The sequence below is a fragment of the Pseudomonas mediterranea CFBP 5447 genome, assembly GCF_000774145.1.
In the GTDB taxonomy this organism is placed as follows: domain Bacteria; phylum Pseudomonadota; class Gammaproteobacteria; order Pseudomonadales; family Pseudomonadaceae; genus Aquipseudomonas; species Aquipseudomonas mediterranea.
Window position 1 is genome coordinate 415,609 of record NZ_KN322987.1, and the last position, 23,026, is coordinate 438,634.

The window sequence follows — 23,026 nt, forward strand, 5'->3', positions numbered from 1 at the left end:
TCGAAGAGCGAATCGCAACAGTGCCAATACGAGGAAGAATCATGCGGATGTGGATGATGGCAACGGGTATTTGCCTTATCGCAATGGTAACCAACGCCCAGGCTCAAGCCACACCTCAAGCCACTCAAGAGATAAGGGGCCTGTTGGACTTTGTCGAGCACAGTGAATGCCAGTTTGTGCGTAACGGAGAGACGTTCGCAGGGCCCGAGGCTCGTGCGCACCTGGAGAAAAAGCTGGATTACCTGGAGGACAAGAACAAGGTGAACAGCGCAGAAGACTTCATCGATCTTGCTGCCACGAAAAGCAGCATGAGTGGTCGCGACTATGAGGTGCGATGTCCAGAAGGCACACAACCGGCAGGTGCCTGGCTCAAGCGGGAGCTACAGAAACAACGGCAGCTTCATTGATTTTGTCTCAAGACGAATAGTGCGGTTCTGGTTCTTGCTTGCTTTTATTCAACAACAATAGCGTCTTGGGCCGGGGACTCTTCGATACGTTTTTCGTTGTCTAAGAGAGTGTTTGAAGCGTGCCGGGTAGGTCTGTGTTTGGGGATCACCGGCCGCCCCCTTTGTTCTCCAGCACGGGCGTTTGCTGGGCAGCGCGCAAAGCCATTCCGCCAAAGGACACGCTGGCATCCACATAGCGCAACGCCGACTTCATATCCTTCCAGCCGACATATCCCATCAATCCCTTGATGTCCCAACCATTCGCAGACGCCCAGGTCGCAAAGCCGCGCCGCATCGAGTGACTGCTGTACCGCTCCGCAGGCAAGCCTGCCTCTTTGAAGATGCGGCGCAATACGGGAATCAAGCTATGCGGCTGCATGACTTTGCCTGACAGGTTGCCCCAGCGATCAATTCGCTGGAACACCGGGCCCTTTGCAATCCCTGCCACTGTTATCCAGTCGATGTAGGCCTCCACGGGACAGAGCATGGCGAGCGCCGGCGTCTGGAAGGTCGCTCCTTCATACTGACGGTCGCCCTTGGTGTAGGGCAGGAAAAAGGTAATCCCTTCACCGCTGATGGCTTTCGTGTTCTCCACCGTCAGCCTGGTCAACTCATCGCCCCGAAAACCACGCCAGAACCCGATCAAGATAATCGCCACCGAGCGACGGTGACGCACCAGCGACTTGTAGTCTCCGCGTTCAAGCGCGGCGGTTGCTTGCCTTTCCAGCCAGGTGACCGCCTGCTCCAGATGCTTCAGCAGCAGCGGGGCGGCCTGTCTGACCTGTGCAGGGTGCACGGCCCTGATGCCTTTGATCATCTGGCGGACGTCAGGCGTTTTGGTCGGGTCAGGGAAACCCTGGGTGAGGTGCCACTGGGCGAGGGCCGCCAGGCGCTGCTTGAGGGTGTTGATCGAGAGCTTGTCGGCGTACTCCGCCAGGTACCGAACCACACCTGTGCCGGTCGTGGGCAGATACCCACCCCAGGTGACTTCGAAGTGTTCGATCGCCGCCCGATAGCTTTTCCGTGTGTTCTCCCGGGTGCCGGCGCGGAGGTATCGATCTGCCTTTTCCATTGTTTGCCGCCTTCAAAATCGGAGCATTGCTGCCTGCGTACGCCGCTGGGAGGTGTTCCGGGCGCAGCGATGAGTCAAGAAGCCATAAAGCACTATTATGGACTTGTAGAAAGCCGGCCTGAAAGGGTGTAAGGTTCGCCTAATTCGATATGTATTTACATAACATGTAACACGGTACGAAATCGTAGGGGGTTGTATGGCTCGAGGCGGGATCAACAAGGCTGTAGTGCAGAAAGCACGTCAGGCGCTGCTCGCCAGGGGCGCAAACCCCAGCATCGACGCCGTGCGCGTGGAGCTCGGAAATACGGGCTCCAAGACCACGATTTCTCGCTACCTGAAAGAGCTTGAACCGTCCAATTCAGAGCCAGTGACCTCACGTGAACGCATGAGTGAAGCGCTCAACGGCATGGTGCAGACGCTGCTGGATCAACTGATGGAGGAGGGCCAGGAAGTCATTTCCCAGGCCACTGTGGCTTTTGAACAGCAGCGGGCCGCGCTGGAAAAGCAGATCATCGAGGTCAGATCAGAGCTGGCTACCGCTCAACGTCAATTGGCGACCCAACAGGCTGCGATAGAGACGCAGAACGCGGAACTCGCAACCAGCCAGTCCTCGCTCCAGGCGGAGTTGACGCGTAATGCACGCCTTAGCCAGCGCTGCACCGACCTGGAATTCCTGGTTGCGGAAAAGGACAAGCACCTCCAATCGCTGGAGGAAAAGCACGTCCAGGCTCGCGGGGCGCTTGAGCACTATCGAGAGGCGGTGAAGGAGCAGCGCAATCAGGATCAACGCAAGCACGAGGCTCAACTGCATGAGATGCAGGTTGAACAGCGCAAGCTGCGAGAGACCATCGCCGTAAACCAGGACGACCTGACCCGATTGAATCGCGACAATGAACGCCTGCTCGCTGAAGCCAGGCAGCAAACCAAGGCCCTGCATACCCAGGAAGCCCTGGTTCAGTCGCTCAATACTCAAATTGCGGCGCTGCGCCAGGGTGAGGCCAAGACCGCTGGGGTGACTGAACACCTCATGGAGCAGGTCTCGGCTTTGCGTGATGAAGTAAAGGCGCTTCACAAGGTCACTGCTGTAGCTGAACTGCGTGAGCAGGAAACCGCAGCGCTGATCGCATCGCTTCAGAAAGAGAATGAGCAACTTCGGCAGGCTGAGACAAGCCCGGAGGAGGGTAGCGATGCCTCCTCGGGGGCAGAGAAGCACACCAAGCCTTCGAAACGACCCAGGAGATAAGTATGAATCAGATCGCAGGAAATCCGCAGGGCCATGATGAAGACTCGTCAGCGTGGAAATTCGCTCATCAGCGGCTTGCCCAGATGCTCGTGGAAAGGGCCGGGTCATCTGGCCCCTTGAGCCCGATCATGAAGGTGAAAGCCCCGGCGGCTGACCGCTTCCGCCGGGGTTGCATCAGGCTTCCTTGACCATATACCGCAGAATCAAGGTCAATGCCGTCGCGATACACAGCATCGCGGCCATCGCAATCAGTCCTGCATTGAATGACTGAGTGACATCCTTGAGCCAGCCCACTGCGTACGGTCCCACCAACCCGCCAAGGCTCCCCACGGCATTGATGAACGCGATACCGCCGGCTGCGGCCTGTTTGCTGAGAAACGTCGCCGGGATGCTATAGAAACAGGTACGTACCGAACTCAAGCCGATCAAGGCAACCGTGAGGCCAATCAGCGCCGGAATCAGATCGCTGTAGACCACCGAGAAGATAAAGCCTGCTGCGCCGGTGGCGCAGGTGATCGCCAGGTGCAGGACATAACGTCGCTTGCGAGCGAGCACCTTCGCCCAAAGCAACATGGCGACACTGGCAATCAGATAGGGTATCGCCGATACCCAGCCGATCTGAGTGGTGGTCAGCGCATGGGTTTTGAGAATCTGCGGCAGCCACACGCCGATGCCGAGAATGCCGATGATATAGCTGAACAGAATGGCTGCCAGCAGCCACACCCGGGTGTCCTTGATCGACTCGCGAAAACTGTGGGCGCCCTTCGATTCGTGCTCGGCGTCCAGCGCCGATTGCAATGCCTGGCGCTCGTCCATGGTCAGCCATTTCGCGTCGGCGGGCTTGTCGGCGAGCAGCTTCAGGCACATCACGCCCAATACGCAGGCCGGCAGGCCTTGAAGCACCAACAGCCACTGCCAGCCGCGATAGCCCCAGAGGCCATCCATCGCGAGCATGGCGGCAGAGAGGGGGCCACCGAGTACCGATGACAGCGGAATCGCGAACAGAAACCAGGCCATGACCCGCGTGCGGTACTGAATGGGAAACCACAACGACAGGAAGAAGATCACCCCGGGGAAAAAACCAGCCTCGGCGATGCCGGCCAGCAGGCGAATGAGCGAGTAACTGACGGGTCCTTGAGCCAACGCGGTGGAGGCGGAAAAGAGTCCCCAGGTAATCATGATTCTTGCGAGCCACCGACGCGCACCGAAGCGGTAGAGCGCCAGATTGCTGGGCACTTCGAACAAGCAATAACCGACATAAAAAATGCCGGCCGCAAAGCCGAACTGGGAGGCGGTGAGGCCCAGGTCGTCGTTCATGGTCAACGACGCAAAGCCGACGTTGGTTCTGTCGAGATAATTGAAGAAGTACGCGATGGCGAGCAGCGGGATCAACCTGATCGCGGCTTTGCGACAGGCACTGGATGCCAATGTTTCCTGGTCGGTTACTTGAGGGGCTGTGAGCGTATTCATGGGGCTCCGTTATTGTTGTAATCGGGAGCCTGGAAGCATATGGCCGGCCTTCTTGTAGGCGCCAAGACCTTTAAACCATAGATGTCCATAACCGCACGGCATAGGACTTTCAGCGGGCGCGACACTGGGCTGCGGCTATGCCCGGCCAGCATCGAACCCCATGAGATATCAGTATTGGTTATTTTTTTTCAAGTGCATAAACCTGAGGCTTCAACCCCTCCGTTTGGCATGCCAGACAACAATAAAAGGCGTATGCAATGCACTACACTCAGGTCATGAAATCTCTAGTCGTCGCGGGACTCGTTGCCTATAGCCTGCCGGGAAATGCCGATGATTCGGTACACACCCTGGTGGCTGAAAAAGGCAACGTGCATATCGAAGCGCTGGATCAGGGCAAGGGCCCTGTCATCGTGATCCTGCCGTCAAAAGGCCGCGGTGCGAATGACTATGACGAAGTGGCACGCTACCTGGCTGCCGACGGCTTTCGGGTGATTCGCCCTGAACCGCGTGGAGTCAAGGGCAGCAAGGCACCGATGGATACACCCACGCTGCATGATTTCGCCGCCGACGTGGCGCTGGTGATGGACAAGGCCAAGATCGGGCCCTCGGTGGTGGTTGGGCACGCCTGGGGCAGCCAGCCCGCGCGCGTGTTGGCGGTGGACCGTCCGGACCTGGTCAAGGGTGTCGTGCTGGCAGCCGCATCGATCGGCAAATTACCTGAGGGCTCATCGGAGAAACCCTACGGCCGCATGGTTGAGGCGATCAAAGGTGCGGGGAATTATTCGTTGCCAGAGGCCAAGCGTGTCGACTATCTCAAGGAGGCGTTCTTCGCACCTGGCAATGACCCGCGTGCCTGGCTGAGCGGATGGTACGACAAAACCCACCAGGCCCAGGATCATGCGCGCGATACCACGCCCGTGGAGCTGTATTGGTCAGCCGGGAACAGCGTGCCGATTCTTGACCTGCAGGGGCAGCATGACGCGGTGGTGATCCCGAACATTCTCAAATCGATGCTCGGCGACCGGGTCGAACACAAGACCATCGCCAACGCCGGCCACGCCATGGCGCCCGAGCAGCCCCGTGAAATGGCAGAGGCCATCGCCGAGTTCGCCCAGCGCGTGTATGCGGCCAAGTGATAAGTTGATTTTTAGCGAATGCGCAGTGTGGGAGGAAGCTTGCCTCCCACACTGGCAGCACTTACCGGTTACCGCTATTTCGCATACTGCGCCTTGGCAAACGCGGCGATCGCATCCGCCATCGCCTTGGGTTGCTCAGGCGCCATGGCGTGGCCGGCATTTTTCAATACCACCACCTGGACCCGGTCGCCGAGCATGCTTTTGAGCACACCGGAGAAACGCCGTGGGGCGACCGTGTCGGCCTCACCTTGCAGGTCGAGAATCGGTGCTGTGCCGGCGGCGAAATAGTCGTCCACCGGGGTGGTGTTGCGTGCATGGCCCTCGGCGTCATGGGTTGCCTGGTGCCAGCCGTCCAACCACACCCTCGGGTCGTTGCCCGGAGCAAAGAAGGCCTTGCGCAAGTAGATCAGACGTTGTTCTTCGGGCAGTGACAGGTCGCCCGCGCCATCGATGGCCTGGCGCATCTCGGCGTTGATGGGCTTTTCAGTCGAGCCTGGCGGTACCTTGCCTGCGGAAGCCGCGGCCATGACCACGCCGCGCACGAGGTCCGGACGGTCCGCGGCGAGCATGCGCGCGGCGAAGTTGCCCCAGGCATGACCGACCACCACGATGGGGCCTTTGTTCTCATGTTCGACCACCGCCGCCACATCGCGAGCGAAGTCGTGCACGCTCAGGTTTTCCATCGGCCCCTTGCTTTGCCCTATACCGCGTGGTTCCGGCCGGACAACCCTGAACCCATCCGCTTGAAGGTAATCGGCAACCTGGTCATAGTCGCGGCCCGAGCGGCCCAATGAGGGCAGCATCACGATGACGGGGCCGGTACCTTGGCTGTTGACCTCGATTTGTACATTGTCATAACGGACCAGCTCTTGCTTGAGTGGCGCACCGGCGGCCATGGCGATAGCGGAGGCCAGGCTGAAGGTGGCACCGATTAGAAGACGCGAAAAAATTCTCATTATTTGGACTCCTGGGCAGTCAAGTTTTGCACCGGCTCAAGGCCGCTCTCTTCAAGCAAACGGCGTGCGGCCGGGCTGTTGAGGTAGGCAATGAATTCACGGGCTGGGATCGCGTTGGGGGTATGGTTGGCAGCTGCCGCGCAGAACCGGCTGACCTTCTGCACTTCTTCGGGCAGCGGTCCCAGGTAGTCGACGCCGGGGGTCACCTTCAGCTCGCTGATCTGTTGCATGCCGATATCCGCGTCGCCCCTGGCCAGGGCTGTGCCAACCAGCTCTTTGCCGGCAATTTCGACGGTCTTGCCTTTGACCTGATCGTTGATACCCAATCGCTGGAAGAGCTCGGTGCGGATAAAGACGCCGCTGGCGCCCTGGGAATAAGCGATCCTGTCGGCCTTCAGCAAGGCGGATTTCAGCGCTGCGACGCTTGAGACATCTGGCGTGGGTTTGCCATGGGGGACGCCGACACCGATGCGCGAGTCGGCAATCTCGCTGCGGGTGGCCATGTCAAAGGCGCCGGTGGGGGAGAGCAGTGCCAAGGTTTCGTCGGCCATGATCGCCAGGTCCATGGGCTCTTTGTGTTTGATGCGTTCTGGAATGGATTCAGGCGAGGCTCCCATGGAAGGCCCCCAACTGAACTTCAGGGTGTTGCCGCTGGCTTTTTCGTAGGCCGGCTGAAGGTGTTCCATGGCGCCCCTGAGTGCGCCGCTGGCAATGACCTTCAATTCGGCCGCTTCGCCCAACTGAGAGAAACCGAGCAAGCTGACCAACCCGGTGGTCACCAATATCGGCGCAGATTTTGTTTTTTTCATGATGCTACCTTCTCTAATGGGCGCCCGTTTCAGGCACCACGGGTGTTGACGAACAACGAATACAACGACGTGGTTGAAGCCATCAGCAGGCGATTGCCGCGCGGGCCGCCGAAACACAGGTTGGCGCAGCGTTCCGGCAGGTCGATATGCCCGATCGCCGTGCCATCGGGCGCGAAGATGCGCACCCCATCCAGACCCGGCTCAGGCGCTCCCCAGCCGCACCAGAGGTTTCCGTCTACATCGACACGCAGGCCATCGGGCAAGCCGCTGCCGGCATCGATCAGCACACGGCGTTGGCCGATCCGGCCTTGGTCATCAACGCTGTAGGCCACGATTCGTCGGGGGCGAGCCCTGGACTCAACCAGGTAGAGCGTCCTTTCATCGGGGGAGAAGGCAAGGCCGTTCGGCCCTTCGAGGTCTTCGGCGACACAGTGCAGGGTGCCCTCGGCATCGAGGCGATAGAGGTTGGCCGGCAGTTCCGGCGTACCCTGGCGCCCCATGTAGTCACTGATCAGGCCGAAAGGCGGGTCGGTGAACCAGATGCTGTCGTCAGACTTCACCACGATGTCATTCGGCGAGTTCAGCGGCTTGCCTGCAAAGCTTTCAGCCAGCACCGTGGTGCTGCCGTCGTACTCGGTGCGAGTGACGCGTCGCCCGCCGTGCTCGCAGATCAGCAAGCGGCCTTGACGGTCGCGGGTCATGCCGTTGGCCTGATTCGAAGGCTGGCGAAACACGCCCAGAGCGCCCGTGGCTTCGTCCCAACGCATGATGCGGTCGTTGGGCAAGTCGGTGAACAACAGGAATCGACCGTCGGCGAACCATGCCGGGCCTTCCGCCCAGCGCAGGCCGCCACCGAGACGCTCGACCTTGGCATGGGCCAGGCGGTAGTGGGCAAAGCGCGGGTCCAGCTCACGTACCCTGGGATCGGGCACGCGCGGGCTGGACGACCATGAAATCTCGTCCATCGTTTGATCTCCGAAAGGGTGGGCGTCAGCTGTAGAGGCGCGCCGGGTTATCGATCAGTACCGCTTGCTGCAAGGCGGGGCTGTCGCAGACTTGGCGAATGAAATCGAGCAATTGCTCGTCATCCGGGACCGGCCCCTTGATATTCGGATGCGGCCAGTCCGAGCCCCAGATCGCGCGTTGCGGCGCGCATTCGAGCAGCGTACGTACCTGGTCCAGCGCCTGCGGCCACGGACCGGGCCGGCCTTGCATGGCGCGATCGATGCCGGACAGTTTGATCCAGCGGTTCGAGTGGTCCAGTTCGATGCACAGCTCGCGCATCAGCGCCGGATCAACAGGCTCGGTGAGGTCCGGGCGGGCCATATGATCGATGACCAGCGGCGTCTCCAGATTCCGCCAGGCTTGCAGGAACGGCAGCAACACGGGCAATTCCCCATGCACCAGCACATGCCAGCCGAACGACCTGACGCGTTCGGCCAGGGCGCGCAGTTTTTCCGGGTCGCGTGCGCCTGGCAGGTGGCCCATCAAGTTGAAGCGAATACCCCGCAGGCCGCCGTCATGGAGTGCCTGCAATTGGGTGTCGGTGGTGGTGTCGTCAATGATCCCGACACCTCGGTAGCGGCCGGCACTGTCGGCAATCGCCTGTAGAATGGCGGCGTGATCGGTGCCATAGGGCGCGGCCTGCACCAGCACGCCGTGGCTGATGCCCAGACGGCGATGCAGGTTCAGTAACTCGGCGAAGGGCGCGGGCTCCGGTGCGTAGGCAGCATTGGCCGGCAGTGGAAATTGGGCCCAGGGGCCGTAGATATGCGTGTGGCAATCCCACACACCCATCGGGTTGGATGAAGTCGACATACTGGCTCCTGCAAGTGGCTCAGTCGCAACGCGCGGTCATGCCGCCATCGACGATGATTTCAGTGCCGGTGACAAAGCGCGATTCATCGCTGGCCAGATACAGCGCGGCATAAGCGGTGTCGCGGCCGTCGCCCATGAACCCGAGTGGAATGCGTTTCAGGCGGGTGTCGAGCAATTTGCCCACATCGCCGCCCGTGCGTTGCCCGGCCAGGCGCACCTCGACCATCGGCGTATGCAATTGTCCAGGCACCACGGTGTTCACGCGGATGCCCTTGGGCGCGTATTCCACGGCGGTGACGCGCGACAGCTGAATCACGCCGGCTTTGCTGGCGGCGTAGGCCACCTGGGCCGAGCCCGTCCAGCGAATGCCGGACGTCGATGCGGTATTGATGATCGAGCCACTGCCCTGGGCTTCCATCAGCGGCAGTACGTGCTTACAGGTGAGGTAGACGCTGCTGAGGTTCAGGGCTATCTGGGCATCGAACTTTTCTTCAGCCAGGGCAACAGCGCCGCCTGCCGCCGAACCACCGACGTTATTCACCAGGATATCGACCGTGCCATAGGTTTCCTTGCAGGTGGCAACCATTGCGGCCACGGCCTGGGTATTGGTGACATCGCAGGCATAAGGTGTGACCTCACCGCCGGCCTCACGAATGCGCTCAAGCGTTTCCTCCATGGCCTCCAGATCACGATCGACCGCGAAGACTTTGGCACCGGCCATGGCGAATAGCACCGCGACCGCGCGACCGTTGCCCCAGCCGCTGCCGACACAGCCGGCACCGGTGACGATAGCGACCTTGCCTTGGAGGCGATCGCTTTTTGGAAGAGTTTCGGTCATGCAAGTATCCTCAATTCAATGTTGTTGGTAGTTCGGCAATGGCGCCCACGGGCGGTGGCACTTCGAACACCTTGATGGTCATGGAAATCAGGCTGTAGTAGCCCGCGATGCCGACCAGGTCGACAGCCGCATCGGTGCCCAACAGCTCGGTGAACTCGGCATACAGGTCGTCGCTGATCGCACGCTGGGCGTGCAGCTCGCGAATGAAGCGGTAAACCAGCGCTTCATCGGCGTTTTCGAACGCAGGCGCCACGTCATCCCGAATGGCGTCGATGATCTGCGGCGCCAAGCCCGCTTCCAGCGCGAAGGGCTTGTGGGCAGCCCACTCGTACTCGGCGAGCCAGTGGCGCCCCATCATCAGGATCGCAAGCTCAGACAGGCGCGGCTCCAGGCAGGTGTCATAGCGGCAGTAGCGGCCCAATGCCTGGGCGCACTCCGCCAGCTCCGGCCTGTGCAACCAGATGGCCAGGGGGCCTCGCACCCCTTTGCGTGGGCCATTGGCGATGCGCTCGTAAACCGGGCGCTGCTCATCGCTGAGGTGGTTCGGGTCGATAGGGGGCAAACGATTCATGGAGCTTTCCTGTCAGGGACGCGGTGACTGAATGTTGGGGGTCGACGCCGGCTCGATGGACCGCTCGGTCGAGGGGCTTTCCACCGGCTGACGCAGCAGGCTACGGCTTGGCTTGCGGCCGGTTTCGCGCTCGAAATCTTCAGGGTTGAACGCGCCTTCCCAGCGTGCGATGGCAAACACCGCGACGGTGTTGCCGACGATATTGGTCAGGGCCGTGGCGGTGGCCATGATGCGGTCGATACCAAACAGCAGGCCGAGGCCACTCAGGGGGAGGGTTTGTACCGACTGCAACGTCGCGGCGAGTTTGATGAAGGCGCCGCCCGCCACCGTGGTTCCCCCCTTGGAGGTGATACTCAGGATGGCCAGCAGACCCAGTTGCTGCAGCAGGGAGAACGGCGTGTCGGTGGCCTGGGCGATGAACCCGATGGCAATCGCCATGTAGATCGCCGTGCCGTCGAGGTTGAAGCTATAGCCAGCGGGTAGGACAAAACCGACCACCACCTCATCGCAACCGCTGCGCTGCAGTTTTTCGAGCAGGCGTGGAAACGCTACTTCGCCAGATGCGGTGCCGAAAACCAGCAGGATTTCATCGCGAATCAGGCGCAGTACACTGCCAAACGGCAAGCCGATGGACCAACTGATCGAACCGAGAATGCCGAACACGAAGATCAGCGACGCCGCGTAGTAAACCGCGATCAACTTCAGGAGGTAGAGGAGGGTATCGCCACCATAACTGCCGATGGCGGCTGCCATGGCACCAAACGCGCCCAGCGGCGCCAGCTTCATGATGAAACTGAGCATCTTGAACAGAATGCTCTGGGCTTCACCGAGGGCTTTCACGGCAACCGAATCCGGGCCACATACCCGATTGATGGCGATACCGGCCAGCACCGAAATAATCAATACCTGGATGATGTCGCCTTTGGCGAACGCATCGACCAGCGTATGCGGAATCAGCCCCAGCAGGTAGTTGATCATGGAGACACTGCCCGCGGCCGAGGTGGCCTTGATCGCTTCGCTGGATTCGTTGAGGCTGGTGGCATGCAAACCCACGCCGGGCTCCACCACGTTGACCAGAATGAAACCGATCAGCATCGCCACCGTGCTGACCACTTCAAAGTAGATCAGCGATTTGACGCCAAGCCTGCCGAGCTTGCGCATGTCCTGGACATGGGTAAGCCCATGCACGAGGGTGACGAAAACGATCGGCGCCAACATCATTTTCAGCAGGGCGATGAACGCTTGTCCCAGAGGCTTCATGGCTACCGCCCATTGTGGCGCGGCGAAGCCGAGAATGACGGCAGCGACCAGTGCGATCAGCACCTGCACGTGGAGTTTCTTCAACTGATTCATGGCATTTCCTGACCCAATACTGGGCATCATTATTCTTGTGGTTACTCGCCCTTTGATGGGGCAAGCTGGGCCTTCAGCTATCTGTATTGAGCATAGAAAAAACTAAACCTAGGCACAAAAACCTTATTTTGATACAAAGCTATGCCATTACGGCATGGTGAGCACGATGGACATACGAGAACTCCGCTCCTTTGTAAAAGTCGCTCAGTGCGGCGGTTTCAGTCGCGCGGCGAAAGAACTCTTCATCGCTCAGCCGGCGCTGAGTCGGCAGATCGCCAAGCTTGAAGAACAGCTTCAAGTGGCGCTGTTCATTCGACATGGCCGGGGAGTGCAGCTGACCGCTGCGGGGGCGCGCTTGCTTGAGCGGGCGGATGTCATGCTGCGCTACATGGAAGAAACCGCCGACCATGTCCGCAACAGCGCATTCGAGGAGCGCGGGCACTTGGCCGTTGGATTGCCGCCTGCGATCGGTACTATCGTCGGACCGCAGTTGATCCGTCGTTTTCACGAGCGCTGGCCAAAGGCGTCATTGCATGTGCTCGAAGGCCTGAGCACATCGCTGCAGGAGTGGTTGCTGGATGGCCGGATCCAGGTCGCCGTGGTGTACAACCAGCCGTTGCTCGAGGCCTTTGATGTCAGGCCGATTTTCAGCGAACGGATGGTGTTGGTCGGGCCGCCTCGGGAAACGCCGAAATCGGTGCGCATCATGGGCTTGGCGGATTTCCCGTTGATCCTCCCCGGGTTGCCCCACAGCAATCGACGGCTGATCGAACAGGTCGCCGCGCAGAACGGCCTTCAATTGAATGTCGTCTTCGACGTGGACAGCGTCAGCCTGACCAAACGCATGGTGGCCGAAGGCATGGGCTATTCGATTCTTGCCCATGCGGCAGTCCAGGAAGACATCGCCAATGGCGTCCTAGTGGGCCATGCGATTGAACGTCCCGGCATTCGCTCCACGGTTTCGCTGACCACACTCAAGGACCGTAGGAACAGTCGCCTGGCTTTGAGTTGGGAAAAAATCCTGCTGGAGACGTTGGAAGAACTCGTGACGGTAGGTGCGTGGAAGGAGGCCACACTTTGGCTTGGCCGAGATGGAGCATGAGCAGTTCCAAACGAGCCATGGTTTGACCGGTTAAAAACGCCCCAGCTTGAGGGGGTACTCAATCACGATGTAAACCCGGTCGATGTCATCCCCACCCTGAGCGCTATTGCCCCGATGGGTCACATGGGACACCTGCATGGACAAATCCTTGGCCGGCCCCGATTGCACGGTGTAGTGCAAATCGATATCCCGCTCCCAATGGCGTCCGCCGTCCCCTTGTTGCGGGACGAACTGACCGGTGCCCGGATCAAATGGGTTGTACGCCCCACCTTGGGGAGCATGGGTGCCGTCGATGCCGCGGCCGGTGACGTAGCGGGTCATGAATTTCAATCCCGGGACGCCGAAAGCACCCAGGTCGAGGTCGTAGCGCGCCTGCCACGAGCGTTCGCCGGCACCGTTGAAATCGGCGTATTTGATGGAGTTGGCGAGGTAGATCGAGTCGCCGCCCACAAAGTCGAAGGGCGTGTCGCCATGGATCTTCTGATAAGCCAGGGTGAATCCCTGGGCGCCGACGGTATATTTGCCAGACAGGCTATAGGCGGTGTTATCAATCGCGCCGGCCTCGGCGTCGCCGTAATCCTGGGTGTGGTAAACGTTGCCGTCCAGAAAGAACCCGGATTGCTTCAGATGCAGGTTGGCATAGTACTGGCGCCAGGTGTCGCTCAGCTCGGATGCGTAGAGAGCACCGCCCAACGGCTGATCCTCGAACAATTGGGCACCGAGGAAACTGATGCTGCCGGTCTCGGTGCTCACCCCATAACCGCTGAAGTCGCCCTTGCGGGTCGAGGCGTCCTGATTCTTGAACGCGATGAAACGCCCGGCCTGCAAATGCACGTCGTCGAATTCCCGGCTGTCGAGCAGAAACCCCGTGGCGTATTCCGGTTGCAGGCGTTTATCGGCAGTGTCGAATACCGGGGTTTCCACGGTCATCTCACCGTAGGCCAAGGTGGTTCGGGATGCGCGCAGTTTCAACGCACCGCCGGCACTGGAAAAGTCGTTCTCACTGCGGCCATCCGAATCCAGCGGCAGCAATCCCGTTCCGGAATGCCCCTTGCCGCCATCCAGTTTCACACCGAGAAAACCATGGGCATCGACACCGAATCCTACGGTGCCCGGGGTAAAACCGGAGGCAAATGAGCCGATGAAACCTTGAGCCCACTCCTGCTTATAGTTTTTGTTCGCCGGGGAGGGGGATCGGTAGTCGTTCTGCAGGAAGAAATTGCGGCTCAGGACATCCAGGGTTGCGCCGCCCATAAAGCCTTGCGTCGACGGCTCGGCAGCCAGGGCGGTGCCGCAGGTGCCGATTAGCAACATGGATAACCAGAGCCTGGATCGTGGCCATTGTTGGGCGCGAGTTTTATTGCTGCAAAGGCTGCGGGTGTTCAGTGCTTGAGTTGCGGTGCGCATGTTGGAGCCAGTTCGGTGACGAGGGCCCGATTATTGGCCGCAGGGCTCTGGCTGGTGAGTTAAACGTTGTTAATTCTGAGGGGGTACGATTCGTCGGACTAACGCTAGCGCAAGCCCGTATAGCATTGAACGCCTCGCAACGCCTGTCCTCCAATCACTATCAGAAAGAAGAAGGAGAACCAGCATGCAGCCTAAAACTGAAGGACTCGAAGAGCACGGCCCTAGCGGCGTGCCTTACATCAACGATCCGGAAAAGCCCACTTCACCGCCCTTGAACGACGCCGACGCCACTGATGCAGCCGAGGCGGAGGAAGATATTCAGGACGAAGCAGAATCCATTTAAATGTGAGGAGCAAGGCAATGGACAACTATCACCTGAGCCCGTCTGCGGATGGCTGGGAACTTAAGAAGGCCGGCGCAGAGCGTGCCTCTAAAAAAGCTGCCACAAAGCAGGAGCTGATGAACTCTCTGGCAGACTTCTTTGATGGCAAGACCGCCTCGGTGAAGATTCATAAAGCCGACGGTTCCATCGAGGAAGAACGCACCTATCCGCGTTCCGCTGACCCCAGGCGAACCAAGGGGTGACCCCCATTTCCGCTGCCGACCTGGGTATCGTGATCGACGCCCCGGGCGGCCACGGAGTGTATCGGTGGCTGCTTGCCAGTTTTCTGATCGGTAAAAGGATACGTTCTTCTGTCGCCGTTGAGGCGTACCGGAACCTGGTTGATCGGTATGGCCTGGATACGCCTGCAAAGCTCGCCCGATGCCCACATCGGGATCTTGTCAGGCTCCTCGGCCAAGCGGGCTACGCACGATACGATGAATCCACGGCGCGGCGACTTCACGAGCTTGGTGTGGGCCTGGATACCGGACTGGAGTCTCGGATGAACGCTTTGCAGGGCGGTTCAATGGAAGCGGCTGAGTTTGAGCGATGGTTGCTCAGCTTTAACGGCATCGGGCCGAAGACGTTGGAGATATTCAAGCGCGAAGTGGCGCTGAGAGACAAATAGGTACAATCAGCTTTGGCATGGAAACTCTTACACGGTCGATCGTTTTGATATGGATGTTGTTAAAGGATTTTGGCCGTAGTTCTGGGCGTCTGGGTGCTTGGTTACTTTTGAGCCGGTCAGCGGGAGGATTCTACGCGCGCTTGGACGATGATTTACAGCGCCATGAGGCGCTTCTTCCTGGTCATCAATGATCAAGCAGTGTGAGCGCTGGATGTGCTCGTTGACCCCGACCGTCGAAATCATTTCTGACAAGAATGTCAGGAGGCGGTCAGCCTCCAGACACCTTTGCTGTCTAGACTCTGCAGGTCACCCCCGTTCCCACAGAGGAATTACCTGATGCGTCTGCTCATTGTCGAGGACGAAGAAAAGACGTTCTCCTACGTCCATCGGGGCCTGACCGAGCTTGGCTACATTGTCGATGTTGCGACCAATGGCATCGATGGCCTGCACTATGCGCTGGAAATGGATTACGACGTGGTGATCCTCGACGTCATGCTGCCAGGCAAGGATGGCTACGGCGTGTTGCAGGGCCTGCGTCTGCACAAGAAAACCCCGGTGATCATGTTGTCGGCCAGGGGCACGGTGGACGATCGAGTCCGGGGGCTGCGAGAGGGCGCCGATGACTACCTGGCCAAACCTTTTTCCTTTGCCGAACTGGTCGCGCGTGTCCAGGCCCTGATCCGACGCCGCGCCGATGACACCGCCGATCCGACGCACCTGCGCATCGACGACCTGGAAGTCGACCTGCAAGCACGCAAGGTGACTCGGGGCGGGTTGCGACTGGACCTGACAGCCAAGGAGTTCTGCCTGTTGAGCCTGCTGGCACGGCACCAGGGGGAAATTCTTTCCAAGTTGATGATTGCCGAACAGGTCTGGGACATGAATTTCGACAGCGACGCCAACGTGGTCGAGGTTGCGATCAAGCGCGTGCGAGCCAAGGTCGACGCGCCGTATCCGCGCAAGCTGCTGCACACCGTCCGCGGCATGGGCTACGTGTTGGAGAGTCGCGAAGTCAACGACAGGCAAGTCGGTGCGCTGTGATGAAAGGATCGATAGCCAAGCGGCTCGCCTTGATGTTTGCACTCGCGGTCACGCTCATCACCGCTGTCAGCGCGACGCTGTTGCGCTGTTCCTTGAAGCAATCGCTCGAAGACCAGATGCAGAACGAGCTGATCCTGCGCCATTCCGTACTCGATCCGGTGCTCGCAAAATATGATTCGCCGGAATTCTGGGTCGGCTTGCGCCAGAAGCTCAACGGCCTGACACCCGCGGACGAGCGGGTGCGTTATTGGGTCCTGGTTGACAACCCCGCCTACAGTTATGGCGGGGCGATGCCGGACGGCCAGGACTGGTCCAAGCGCCCAGATGGTTTTTCCACCGTCGAGGTACCTGATCGGGATCGGCCCATGATGCTGATGGTCGAGACCATCGCGGCGATGGGCAGCCGACCGGAGTTACGTTTTATCGTCGGGCTCGATTCGACGCCGTTCATGAAGACCCTCGATAATTTCACCAGGACCTTGGTCCTGACATCGGCGCTGGGCGTCGTGCTGGTCGCACTGCTGGGCTACTGGATCGCGCGTTTTGGCCTGGGGCCGGTCAGGCGCCTGAGCCGTCAGGCCAACAGCCTGCCACCGGGGGATTCCAAGCAGCGACTGGACACCGAGGCGCTGCCCGGCGAATTGCAAGAACTGGCGGTGTCGTTCAATGGCGCCCTGGCTCGCCAGGAGGCGGCCTGGTGCCAGCTCGAAGGGTTCAATGCCAATGTTGCCCATGAGCTGCGAACGCCGCTGACCAACCTGATCGGCCAGACCCAGGTCGCGTTGGCCCATGGGCGAGACGTGAACGAGCTTCAGGATCTGTTGCAGTCCAACCTCGAAGAGCTGGAACGGATGGGCACCATCGTCAACGACATGCTGTTCCTGGCGGGGGCCGAAAGCGGCCAGCGGGCAACCGAGCTGAGTGATGTCTCGCTGAACGAAGAGGCGTCGAAGACGGTGGAATATCTGGAGCCGGTCCTGCACGAGAAGCAGTTGAGCGTAGTGATCCAAGGCGACATGCACGTGTGCATCGACCGACGCCTTTTCCACCGTTCCCTGGCCAATCTGATACAGAACGCGGCACGATACGCGGTGCCGAACAGCACGATAACCGTGAGCTTGGTCAGCCACGGAATGGAGGCCGATGTGAGCGTATCCAATGCTGGCGAGCCGATTGACAACGTGCACCTGGAGCGCTTGTTCCAGCGCTTCTATCGAGCTGACGCCGCCCGTGCGCGAAGCGATGCGCACCATGGCCTGGGGCTTTCCATCGTACGAGCGGTGGCCTCCATGCACGGTGGCCGGGTGTTCGCCCACAGCAAAGATGGCCTGAATACCTTCGGTTTTTCCCTGACGAGCCAGGCGGCGCGCTAGCCGCCACACCATCGGCTTGCGCTGTTGCATTCAGCGCAGGCCGGTGTTTCCCCTGCGCCGGCGTTTGACATGTTCCTGTCAGTCGGCAGTCACCTTGACGTCAGTGTCCTCCTCCTAGAGTGCTACCACCATCTCGGTAAAGGCAGTCGTGGAGTCCCACCATGAAGATCCAGAACTTATCGATCGCCAGTCTGCTGGCAATCATCACTTTGAGCGGTTCACCTCTGTTTGCCAAAGAGCAAGTGCAACCACCGGCTTACGAGTACGGCATGCCGCTGGACGTCGCCCGGGCCATTCGTATCGAGGCGCCGCACTCGTCCATGTGCGAAGTGGTGCCGGCAAAGATGACCTACGTGGATACGCAAGGCGAACTCCGCCAGGTCAGTTTTCTGCAACTGGCTGATGTGTGCGCCATCCAGTGAGCGCCGGCCGTGCCGGTTCACCTTCAAACAGAGAGCACTCAACCATGTGGAATACAACAACAAGCTTCTGCGCATTCGACGTCAAGAACCGCACGAGTCCGCTGCTGAGACTGGCCCGGGCATTGGCCGCCGGCGTCGCGTTGCTCAGCGCCGTGAGCATCGAGGCTTCGGCCCGGGTTGCCCCGAAACCCGACTGGTCGACCGACGATATCCCGGCCCAGAACGGCAGAATCGTCCTGATTACCGGCGGCACCAGCGGCATGGGTTATGAGGATGCGCTGGCGCTGGCGCGTGCCGGCGCCGAAGTGATTATCGCGGCGCGCAATCCAGAGCGCGGAGCCGAGGCCATCGCCCGTATCCAACAGGCGGTGCCCGACGCCAAGGTGCAGTTCGAGGCCGTGGACCTGGCCAATCTTTCATCCGTACGCGGCTTGGCCCAGCGCCTCAACCAGACGCTGCCGCGCCTCGACGTGCTGATCAACAATGCCGCCATCATGGCACCGCCAGAACGGGGCATCTCGGCAGACGGTTACGAACTCCAGCTGGCAACCAATTATCTGGGGCATTTCGCATTGACCGGCCTGCTGGTGCCGCTCTTGCGCCAAAGCGAGGACGCCCGAGTGGTGAGTCTTTCAAGCATTGCAGCGGCGCGCGGCGCGGTGAATTTCGATGATCTCCAGTCCGAGCAGAAGTACGACCCTTATGCGGCCTACGCGCAATCGAAACTGGCCATCCTGCATTGGGCTTTTGCGTTGCAACGGCGCAGTGATGCGGAAAATTGGGGCATTCGCAGTGTTGCCGCGCATCCGGGTGTCGCGGTCACCGAGCTGATTGCACGTGGTCCGGGTCTCCACAGTGAATTCGGCCAGCGCTGGGCAAAGGACCGCAACGAGTACCACTCGGCAGCACAAGGGGCGTTGCCCACGTTATATGCCGCCACCGCGCCGCAAGCCAACGGCGGAGCCTATTACGGCCCGACCGGAGACGAGGAAAAGCGCGGTCCGCTGGGCTTCGCCAAGACGCCAGCCGCGGCGACCAGGGCGGCGGATGCCGAGCGACTCTGGTCCGTCGCTGAACAGCTGACCGGCGTCACCTACCGCTGATGCAACTGAGGGCATCCGGTTCGCCCGATGCCCCATCCTCTGGCCTGTTGCCGTTATCCTGGAGTTCCCATGTGTATGCCTTCCTATCTACGCCGGCTGAGCCTTGCCGTTAACGCCCGCGACGGAGAGCTGCTTCCGGCGCTGTGCGGGTTCTTGTTGTTCCTGTGTCTTTTTACCGGTTACTTCATGCTGCGTCCGATTCGCGAGTCGATGGGCATCGCGGCCGGCGTGGAAAACCTGCAATGGTTGTTCACCGCAACTTTCGTCGCCATGCTGGTGGCCGTTCCTTTATTCGCCTGGCTCAGTGCCAGGGTACCGCGCCTGCGCCTCATCGACTGGGTGTACGGCTTCTTCGGGTTCAACCTGTTGATGTTCGTCGAGGTTTTCCAGTTCCAGCCGGACAGCATCTGGCTGGCCAGGGTCTTCTACGTCTGGATCTCGGTCTATAACCTGTTCGTCGTCTCCGTGGCCTGGAGCTTGATGGCGGATGTGTTCGACAGCGAGCAGGCCAAGCGTCTATTTGCCTTTATCGCAGCGGGTGCCAGCATCGGTGGCCTGCTGGGGCCAGCCCTGAGTGCGCTGCTCATCGAGCCCATCGGTGCGTCAGGCGTAATGCTACTGGCGGCCTTGCTGCTCGGTGTGACGCTGGTCTTGAAGCGAGCATTGATGAGATGGCGCGAAACGGGCGGCGCTGGCCGCCCTGACGCCGCGCCGACGCAAAGCCCCCGCCAGCCCTTGCAGGGCAACCCGTTCAGTGGTTTGACGGCGGTGTTCCAGTCGCCTTATCTGCTGGGGATAGCCGGGTTCGTGGTGCTGTTGGCGACGGTCAGTACCTTTCTTTATTTCGAGCAGGCACGCCTGGTGGCCGAGCTTTACCCGGACCGCGCTTCGCAAGTTCGCATCTTTGGCACCATCGACATCATCGTGCAGGCGGGCGCGTTATTGTCCCAGTTGTTCATTACCGGTCGTATCGCACCGAAGCTGGGGATCCGTGCGTTGTTGGCCAGCGTGCCGTTGCTCATGTGCATCGGCTTCGTCGGTCTTGCATTGGCGCCCGGATTTGCCTTGCTTGCGGCATTGATGATCATTCGGCGCATCGGCGAATACGCGTTCGTCAGGCCAGGCAGGGAAATGCTCTTTGCGCCGTTGGACGCCGAGAGTAAATACAAGGCCAAGAACGTCATCGACACCGTGGTTTATCGCGCTGGCGACGCCATGAGTGGATGGGCCAAGAGCTTGCTCGACATGCTGGGGCAGGGCGCCAGCCTGGCCGCAATGGTAGGCGCGTGTTGCGCGTTGCTGTGGGGGTATCTGGGCTGGCAACTGGGCAGGCAGGCAGATAATGCCGCTTCGCGGGAGTTACGCCTGGCGATTATCTCGGCCAGGGCATCGCGTCCTTACGGTTAATTGGAGGTGATACGGATGGCTCTAAAAAGCAAGGTACTGGCAGTAGGTGCGGTGATTGCCTTTTCGGTTTTCTCCACGGCCTTCGCGAACACCGAAAATCCGTTTGTCGGCACCTGGCGCGTGATCAGCGCAACGGTTGAGCGCCAGGGCAGTATCTCGGATGCTTATGGACCCAATCCTCATGGCTGGCTGGTTTTCACAGCAGGGTTGACGTTTATTGAAGTGCTCACTGATCCACGTGTGCCGGCGTTTCGCTCCAACGTGCGTGGCGAAGGCACCGACGAGGAAAACCGCGCAGCCATGGCGGGTAGCATCGGTTTCTTTGGACGATACACCGTTAACCAGCAAGGCGAGTTCACGGGCAACACCGTTGAAGGGTCTACTTTTCCAAACTGGGTGGGCGCTGTGCGTACGCAGGATGACTTGCAACTGAAGGTCGATGGCGATCGGATGGTGGAAAATTTTCGGCGCCCCGATGGGACGAAGGTTCACATCGTCTTTGAGCGTGTCAGGTAATCACATCCCGCTGGTCTGGATTTTGCCGATGCGGTTCTGGCCGTTCCTGGAACGACCAGTCTGGAGAGGGCGAGGGCGGGAATAATCAAGCTTATGACCCGCAATACGTTTTTGATGGCGACATAAATGACACGCCAGTTCAGTCGCTGCGATTAGACGCTGAACCGCCGCAAAATCACTTCCAATCCATTGGACATCGCCTTGAGTTCCTGGGTCGTTCGCACGATCCCTCCCTGGGCGGCGGCGTTCTCTTCGACACTTTGTGCCATTTTTTCTACGTTGCACGCGACCTGCTCACTGGCGGCGCGCTGTTCCTGCAACGACAACGAAATGAAACTGACGGCGGCAAGAGATTCGTCCAGCGCGCTCTTGATCCTGCTCATGGACTCGCCTGCACTTTCGACCAGTTTCTGGCCATGGGTCACGCGCTCGGAGCCTGCGGCCATGCTCTCTTTGGCTTTGCTCATGCCATTCTGAATCGTGTTGACCAACGTGACGATTTCCGTGGTGGATTGAGCGGTGCGGGCGGCCAGGCCGCGAACTTCATCTGCTACCACCGCAAAACCACGGCCTTGTTCGCCGGCTCGGGCCGCTTCGATGGCGGCATTCAACGCAAGAAGATTGGTCTGTTCAGCGATGCCCCGGATCACACCGACAATCAGGCTGATGTCGTTCGACTGAATTGCCAACTGATCGATATCGGATGAGCTTTGCGCAACCAGATTGGCAATGTGTCCCATCTCCTGGATGGACTCGTGCATCACCGCCATGCCGTCATTGGTGATTTGTCCTGCTTTCTGCGTGGTGTTCTGGGCCTGTTTTGCGTTGTCGGCAATATGGGTGATGCTCACGGAAAGTTGTTCTACCGTGGCGGCCATGGACGAGGCTGTCTCGCTTTGCAGGGCGGCGCTGTTCATTCCCTGCTCGGAAGAAGCCGATAATTGCAGGGTAGTGCCCTCGATTTGCTCGGAGGCGTGGCCGATCTTGCCGATCATCTCGCGCAGACTATGGCGCATGGCCTGAACGGAGTGCAGAACCCCGGTCGACGGCTGTCGCTGATCCAGCTGTGTACCGGCCAGTTTTCCTTGGGCGATATTCGAGCTGATAGCGGCGAGTTCTGTGGGCTCAGCACCGAGTTGGCGGCTCAACAGCCTGGAAAAATACAACCCGTAGGCCGCACCGGTGGCCAGCGCCAGGACCAGAATCAACAGGCTGAGTTTGAGGTAAAAGGTGTAGGCGATCTGCTGCTGATCGAACTGGCTTTTGGCTTCGACCAGTTGCACTTCGATCAGCTCGGAGAATTTGGCTGACAAGGGGTCAATCAGTGGATACAACTGATCCGTCGCAAAGCGTGCGATACCGGCATCGTCGTTCTGACGCAACATGCCCTGCAAGTTTTGCAGTGGCCCGCGGGAGGTTTCCATCAGCGGCTCGATTTGCGCGATCAGATGGGTTTCTGCCGGGATCAGTTGCGTCGATTTATAGGCTTGCCATGTTCGATCGATTTCCCGCAGGGCTTGTTCTATCCGGGTCAGCGATTCGGCTTTGGTAAAGGTGCCGTTGCGCGTCTTGTGGGTGGCGTCGACGATGTCCACGGCGTACAGGTCAGCAATTCTCTTCAAGTCCCTCAGGGGTACGACTCGGTCGAGATAGACGGTCTCCAGGCTGAGTACAGCGGATTGCATTCCAAAGAGTCCGAGTCCGCCGACGCACAACAAACCAATCAGTAACGCGCTAGTGAGCAATAGGAGATGGGTCCTGATCTTCCAGCTTTGCATATTCCATTATTCCTAATCACCTGGATCGGGTTTCTGATCGAAAGGGCAGAGCCAGGTGTTGCACGCCCAATGAAGGCATAATGATATCGTGTTCTGTGTGATCCAAGGTAAAGGAACGGCGACTCCGCCTTGCCTGATTACGCCGGCTGTCACTT

At 59.7% G+C, this 23,026-nt stretch carries 25 protein-coding genes; 14 read left to right on the plus strand and 11 right to left on the minus strand.

Features of this window, described 5'->3' with window-relative positions:
- The first annotated feature begins 41 nt into the window (after nt 1–41).
- Entirely contained in the window at nt 42–407 is a 366-nt protein-coding gene (locus tag N005_RS21945) for a YfeK family protein (RefSeq protein WP_047703100.1), read from the plus strand.
- Nucleotides 408–552: 145 nt separating this feature from the next.
- Here N005_RS21945 and N005_RS21950 read toward each other — a convergent pair whose 3' ends face one another.
- Complete coding sequence (locus tag N005_RS21950; RefSeq protein ID WP_047703101.1) at nt 553–1,518, minus strand: tyrosine-type recombinase/integrase; 966 nt, start codon at nt 1,516–1,518, stop codon at nt 553–555.
- A 196-nt stretch (nt 1,519–1,714) separates the two neighbouring features.
- Between N005_RS21950 and N005_RS21955 the strand changes: the two genes are divergently transcribed.
- Together N005_RS21955 and N005_RS21960 are read left to right on the plus strand one after the other, a co-directional pair.
- Nucleotides 1,715–2,761, plus strand: a complete 1,047-nt coding sequence (locus N005_RS21955) for a DNA-binding protein (RefSeq protein WP_047703102.1) — start codon at nt 1,715–1,717, stop codon at nt 2,759–2,761.
- A 2-nt stretch (nt 2,762–2,763) separates the two neighbouring features.
- A complete protein-coding gene (locus tag N005_RS21960) occupies nt 2,764–2,949 on the plus strand; it encodes a hypothetical protein (protein WP_047703103.1) in 186 nt (61 codons plus the stop codon).
- Here the strand turns inward: N005_RS21960 and N005_RS21965 are convergent.
- Nucleotides 2,936–4,231, minus strand: a complete 1,296-nt coding sequence (locus N005_RS21965) for an MFS transporter (RefSeq protein WP_047703104.1) — start codon at nt 4,229–4,231, stop codon at nt 2,936–2,938. The genes N005_RS21960 and N005_RS21965 overlap by 14 nt on opposite strands.
- Before the next feature lie 257 nt (nt 4,232–4,488).
- Between N005_RS21965 and N005_RS21970 the strand changes: the two genes are divergently transcribed.
- Nucleotides 4,489–5,367 carry an alpha/beta fold hydrolase gene (locus N005_RS21970; RefSeq protein ID WP_047703105.1) on the plus strand — a complete coding sequence of 293 codons (879 nt, stop codon included), beginning with the start codon at nt 4,489–4,491 and terminating at the stop codon, nt 5,365–5,367.
- A 74-nt stretch (nt 5,368–5,441) separates the two neighbouring features.
- Here the strand turns inward: N005_RS21970 and N005_RS21975 are convergent, their stop codons facing one another.
- Genes N005_RS21975 through N005_RS22005 form a run of 7 tightly spaced genes read right to left on the minus strand, consistent with a single transcriptional unit; the run spans nt 5,442 to nt 11,712 of the window.
- Nucleotides 5,442–6,323, minus strand: coding sequence for an alpha/beta fold hydrolase (locus N005_RS21975; protein ID WP_047703106.1), 882 nt, complete (start codon nt 6,321–6,323; stop codon nt 5,442–5,444).
- Nucleotides 6,323–7,132 (minus strand): substrate-binding domain-containing protein, encoded by an 810-nt coding sequence (locus N005_RS21980; protein WP_047703107.1) that lies wholly within the window; start codon nt 7,130–7,132, stop codon nt 6,323–6,325. The genes N005_RS21975 and N005_RS21980 overlap by 1 nt, the downstream gene beginning before the upstream one ends.
- A 29-nt stretch (nt 7,133–7,161) precedes the next feature.
- The gene (locus tag N005_RS21985) at nt 7,162–8,097 is read right to left on the minus strand and encodes an SMP-30/gluconolactonase/LRE family protein (RefSeq protein WP_052126444.1); all 936 of its coding nucleotides are present in this window, start codon (nt 8,095–8,097) and stop codon (nt 7,162–7,164) included.
- Between the two features lie 25 nt (nt 8,098–8,122).
- Nucleotides 8,123–8,950, minus strand: coding sequence for an amidohydrolase family protein (locus N005_RS21990; RefSeq protein ID WP_047703108.1), 828 nt, complete (start codon nt 8,948–8,950; stop codon nt 8,123–8,125).
- A 19-nt stretch (nt 8,951–8,969) separates the two neighbouring features.
- Complete coding sequence (locus tag N005_RS21995; protein WP_047703109.1) at nt 8,970–9,788, minus strand: SDR family NAD(P)-dependent oxidoreductase; 819 nt, start codon at nt 9,786–9,788, stop codon at nt 8,970–8,972.
- Between the two features lie 10 nt (nt 9,789–9,798).
- The gene (locus tag N005_RS22000; protein ID WP_041022799.1) at nt 9,799–10,359 is read right to left on the minus strand and encodes a carboxymuconolactone decarboxylase family protein; all 561 of its coding nucleotides are present in this window, start codon (nt 10,357–10,359) and stop codon (nt 9,799–9,801) included.
- A gap of 12 nt (nt 10,360–10,371) precedes the next feature.
- Nucleotides 10,372–11,712 carry a cation:dicarboxylate symporter family transporter gene (locus N005_RS22005; protein WP_047703110.1) on the minus strand — a complete coding sequence of 447 codons (1,341 nt, stop codon included), beginning with the start codon at nt 11,710–11,712 and terminating at the stop codon, nt 10,372–10,374.
- Nucleotides 11,713–11,878: 166 nt separating this feature from the next.
- Here N005_RS22005 and N005_RS22010 point away from each other — a divergent pair, with 166 nt between their 5' ends.
- Nucleotides 11,879–12,814 carry a LysR family transcriptional regulator gene (locus N005_RS22010; RefSeq protein WP_047703111.1) on the plus strand — a complete coding sequence of 312 codons (936 nt, stop codon included), beginning with the start codon at nt 11,879–11,881 and terminating at the stop codon, nt 12,812–12,814.
- A gap of 30 nt (nt 12,815–12,844) precedes the next feature.
- On the opposite strand, the gene N005_RS22015 is transcribed toward N005_RS22010, so the two are convergent.
- Nucleotides 12,845–14,128, minus strand: a complete 1,284-nt coding sequence (locus tag N005_RS22015; protein WP_047703112.1) for an OprD family porin — start codon at nt 14,126–14,128, stop codon at nt 12,845–12,847.
- A 277-nt stretch (nt 14,129–14,405) separates the two neighbouring features.
- Here N005_RS22015 and N005_RS29485 point away from each other — a divergent pair, with 277 nt between their 5' ends.
- The 9 genes from N005_RS29485 to N005_RS22055 all read left to right on the plus strand — a co-directional run bounded on the left by N005_RS29485 (nt 14,406) and on the right by N005_RS22055 (nt 21,093).
- Nucleotides 14,406–14,564, plus strand: coding sequence for a hypothetical protein (locus N005_RS29485; protein ID WP_162843603.1), 159 nt, complete (start codon nt 14,406–14,408; stop codon nt 14,562–14,564).
- Nucleotides 14,565–14,581: 17 nt separating this feature from the next.
- On the plus strand, nt 14,582–14,806 hold the full coding sequence (locus tag N005_RS22020; protein ID WP_024777212.1) for a DUF2188 domain-containing protein: 225 nt from the start codon (nt 14,582–14,584) through the stop codon (nt 14,804–14,806).
- Nucleotides 14,803–15,231, plus strand: a complete 429-nt coding sequence (locus N005_RS22025; protein ID WP_047703113.1) for an HhH-GDP family DNA glycosylase — start codon at nt 14,803–14,805, stop codon at nt 15,229–15,231. Before N005_RS22020 ends, N005_RS22025 begins: the two co-directional genes overlap by 4 nt.
- A 336-nt stretch (nt 15,232–15,567) precedes the next feature.
- A complete protein-coding gene (locus N005_RS22030) occupies nt 15,568–16,272 on the plus strand; it encodes a heavy metal response regulator transcription factor (RefSeq protein ID WP_047703114.1) in 705 nt (234 codons plus the stop codon).
- The gene (locus N005_RS22035; protein WP_047703115.1) at nt 16,272–17,645 is read left to right on the plus strand and encodes a heavy metal sensor histidine kinase; all 1,374 of its coding nucleotides are present in this window, start codon (nt 16,272–16,274) and stop codon (nt 17,643–17,645) included. Before N005_RS22030 ends, N005_RS22035 begins: the two co-directional genes overlap by 1 nt.
- Before the next feature lie 161 nt (nt 17,646–17,806).
- Nucleotides 17,807–18,067 carry a DUF2790 domain-containing protein gene (locus N005_RS22040; RefSeq protein WP_047703116.1) on the plus strand — a complete coding sequence of 87 codons (261 nt, stop codon included), beginning with the start codon at nt 17,807–17,809 and terminating at the stop codon, nt 18,065–18,067.
- Nucleotides 18,068–18,111: 44 nt separating this feature from the next.
- The gene (locus tag N005_RS22045) at nt 18,112–19,170 is read left to right on the plus strand and encodes an oxidoreductase (RefSeq protein ID WP_047703117.1); all 1,059 of its coding nucleotides are present in this window, start codon (nt 18,112–18,114) and stop codon (nt 19,168–19,170) included.
- 69 nt (nt 19,171–19,239) lie between these two features.
- Nucleotides 19,240–20,577: an NTP/NDP exchange transporter gene (locus N005_RS22050; protein WP_047703118.1), complete on the plus strand. Its 1,338-nt coding sequence runs from the start codon at nt 19,240–19,242 to the stop codon at nt 20,575–20,577.
- A 15-nt stretch (nt 20,578–20,592) separates the two neighbouring features.
- Nucleotides 20,593–21,093 carry a lipocalin-like domain-containing protein gene (locus tag N005_RS22055; protein ID WP_047703119.1) on the plus strand — a complete coding sequence of 167 codons (501 nt, stop codon included), beginning with the start codon at nt 20,593–20,595 and terminating at the stop codon, nt 21,091–21,093.
- 152 nt (nt 21,094–21,245) lie between these two features.
- Here N005_RS22055 and N005_RS22060 read toward each other — a convergent pair whose 3' ends face one another.
- The gene (locus tag N005_RS22060; protein ID WP_047703120.1) at nt 21,246–22,871 is read right to left on the minus strand and encodes a methyl-accepting chemotaxis protein; all 1,626 of its coding nucleotides are present in this window, start codon (nt 22,869–22,871) and stop codon (nt 21,246–21,248) included.
- Nucleotides 22,872–23,026 lie beyond the last annotated feature (155 nt).

What these genes read in the sequence shown, in the direction of transcription:
- N005_RS21980 (WP_047703107.1), bottom strand. Translation starts at nt 7,132, where the DNA reads ATGAAAAAAACAAAATCTGCGCCGATATTGGTGACCACCGGGTTGGTC.
- N005_RS21945 (WP_047703100.1), top strand. Translation starts at nt 42, where the DNA reads ATGCGGATGTGGATGATGGCAACGGGTATTTGCCTTATCGCAATGGTA.
- N005_RS22015 (WP_047703112.1), bottom strand. Translation starts at nt 14,128, where the DNA reads ATGTTGCTAATCGGCACCTGCGGCACCGCCCTGGCTGCCGAGCCGTCG.
- N005_RS22060 (WP_047703120.1), bottom strand. Translation starts at nt 22,871, where the DNA reads ATGCAAAGCTGGAAGATCAGGACCCATCTCCTATTGCTCACTAGCGCG.
- N005_RS21955 (WP_047703102.1), top strand. Translation starts at nt 1,715, where the DNA reads ATGGCTCGAGGCGGGATCAACAAGGCTGTAGTGCAGAAAGCACGTCAG.
- N005_RS22000 (WP_041022799.1), bottom strand. Translation starts at nt 10,359, where the DNA reads ATGAATCGTTTGCCCCCTATCGACCCGAACCACCTCAGCGATGAGCAG.
- N005_RS21960 (WP_047703103.1), top strand. Translation starts at nt 2,764, where the DNA reads ATGAATCAGATCGCAGGAAATCCGCAGGGCCATGATGAAGACTCGTCA.
- N005_RS21970 (WP_047703105.1), top strand. Translation starts at nt 4,489, where the DNA reads ATGCACTACACTCAGGTCATGAAATCTCTAGTCGTCGCGGGACTCGTT.
- N005_RS22045 (WP_047703117.1), top strand. Translation starts at nt 18,112, where the DNA reads ATGTGGAATACAACAACAAGCTTCTGCGCATTCGACGTCAAGAACCGC.
- N005_RS22035 (WP_047703115.1), top strand. Translation starts at nt 16,272, where the DNA reads ATGAAAGGATCGATAGCCAAGCGGCTCGCCTTGATGTTTGCACTCGCG.
- N005_RS21965 (WP_047703104.1), bottom strand. Translation starts at nt 4,231, where the DNA reads ATGAATACGCTCACAGCCCCTCAAGTAACCGACCAGGAAACATTGGCA.
- N005_RS22055 (WP_047703119.1), top strand. Translation starts at nt 20,593, where the DNA reads ATGGCTCTAAAAAGCAAGGTACTGGCAGTAGGTGCGGTGATTGCCTTT.
- N005_RS21950 (WP_047703101.1), bottom strand. Translation starts at nt 1,518, where the DNA reads ATGGAAAAGGCAGATCGATACCTCCGCGCCGGCACCCGGGAGAACACA.
- N005_RS22040 (WP_047703116.1), top strand. Translation starts at nt 17,807, where the DNA reads ATGAAGATCCAGAACTTATCGATCGCCAGTCTGCTGGCAATCATCACT.
- N005_RS29485 (WP_162843603.1), top strand. Translation starts at nt 14,406, where the DNA reads ATGCAGCCTAAAACTGAAGGACTCGAAGAGCACGGCCCTAGCGGCGTG.
- N005_RS22020 (WP_024777212.1), top strand. Translation starts at nt 14,582, where the DNA reads ATGGACAACTATCACCTGAGCCCGTCTGCGGATGGCTGGGAACTTAAG.
- N005_RS22030 (WP_047703114.1), top strand. Translation starts at nt 15,568, where the DNA reads ATGCGTCTGCTCATTGTCGAGGACGAAGAAAAGACGTTCTCCTACGTC.
- N005_RS22005 (WP_047703110.1), bottom strand. Translation starts at nt 11,712, where the DNA reads ATGAATCAGTTGAAGAAACTCCACGTGCAGGTGCTGATCGCACTGGTC.
- N005_RS21990 (WP_047703108.1), bottom strand. Translation starts at nt 8,950, where the DNA reads ATGTCGACTTCATCCAACCCGATGGGTGTGTGGGATTGCCACACGCAT.
- N005_RS22010 (WP_047703111.1), top strand. Translation starts at nt 11,879, where the DNA reads ATGGACATACGAGAACTCCGCTCCTTTGTAAAAGTCGCTCAGTGCGGC.
- N005_RS21995 (WP_047703109.1), bottom strand. Translation starts at nt 9,788, where the DNA reads ATGACCGAAACTCTTCCAAAAAGCGATCGCCTCCAAGGCAAGGTCGCT.
- N005_RS21985 (WP_052126444.1), bottom strand. Translation starts at nt 8,097, where the DNA reads ATGGACGAGATTTCATGGTCGTCCAGCCCGCGCGTGCCCGATCCCAGG.
- N005_RS21975 (WP_047703106.1), bottom strand. Translation starts at nt 6,323, where the DNA reads ATGAGAATTTTTTCGCGTCTTCTAATCGGTGCCACCTTCAGCCTGGCC.
- N005_RS22050 (WP_047703118.1), top strand. Translation starts at nt 19,240, where the DNA reads ATGTGTATGCCTTCCTATCTACGCCGGCTGAGCCTTGCCGTTAACGCC.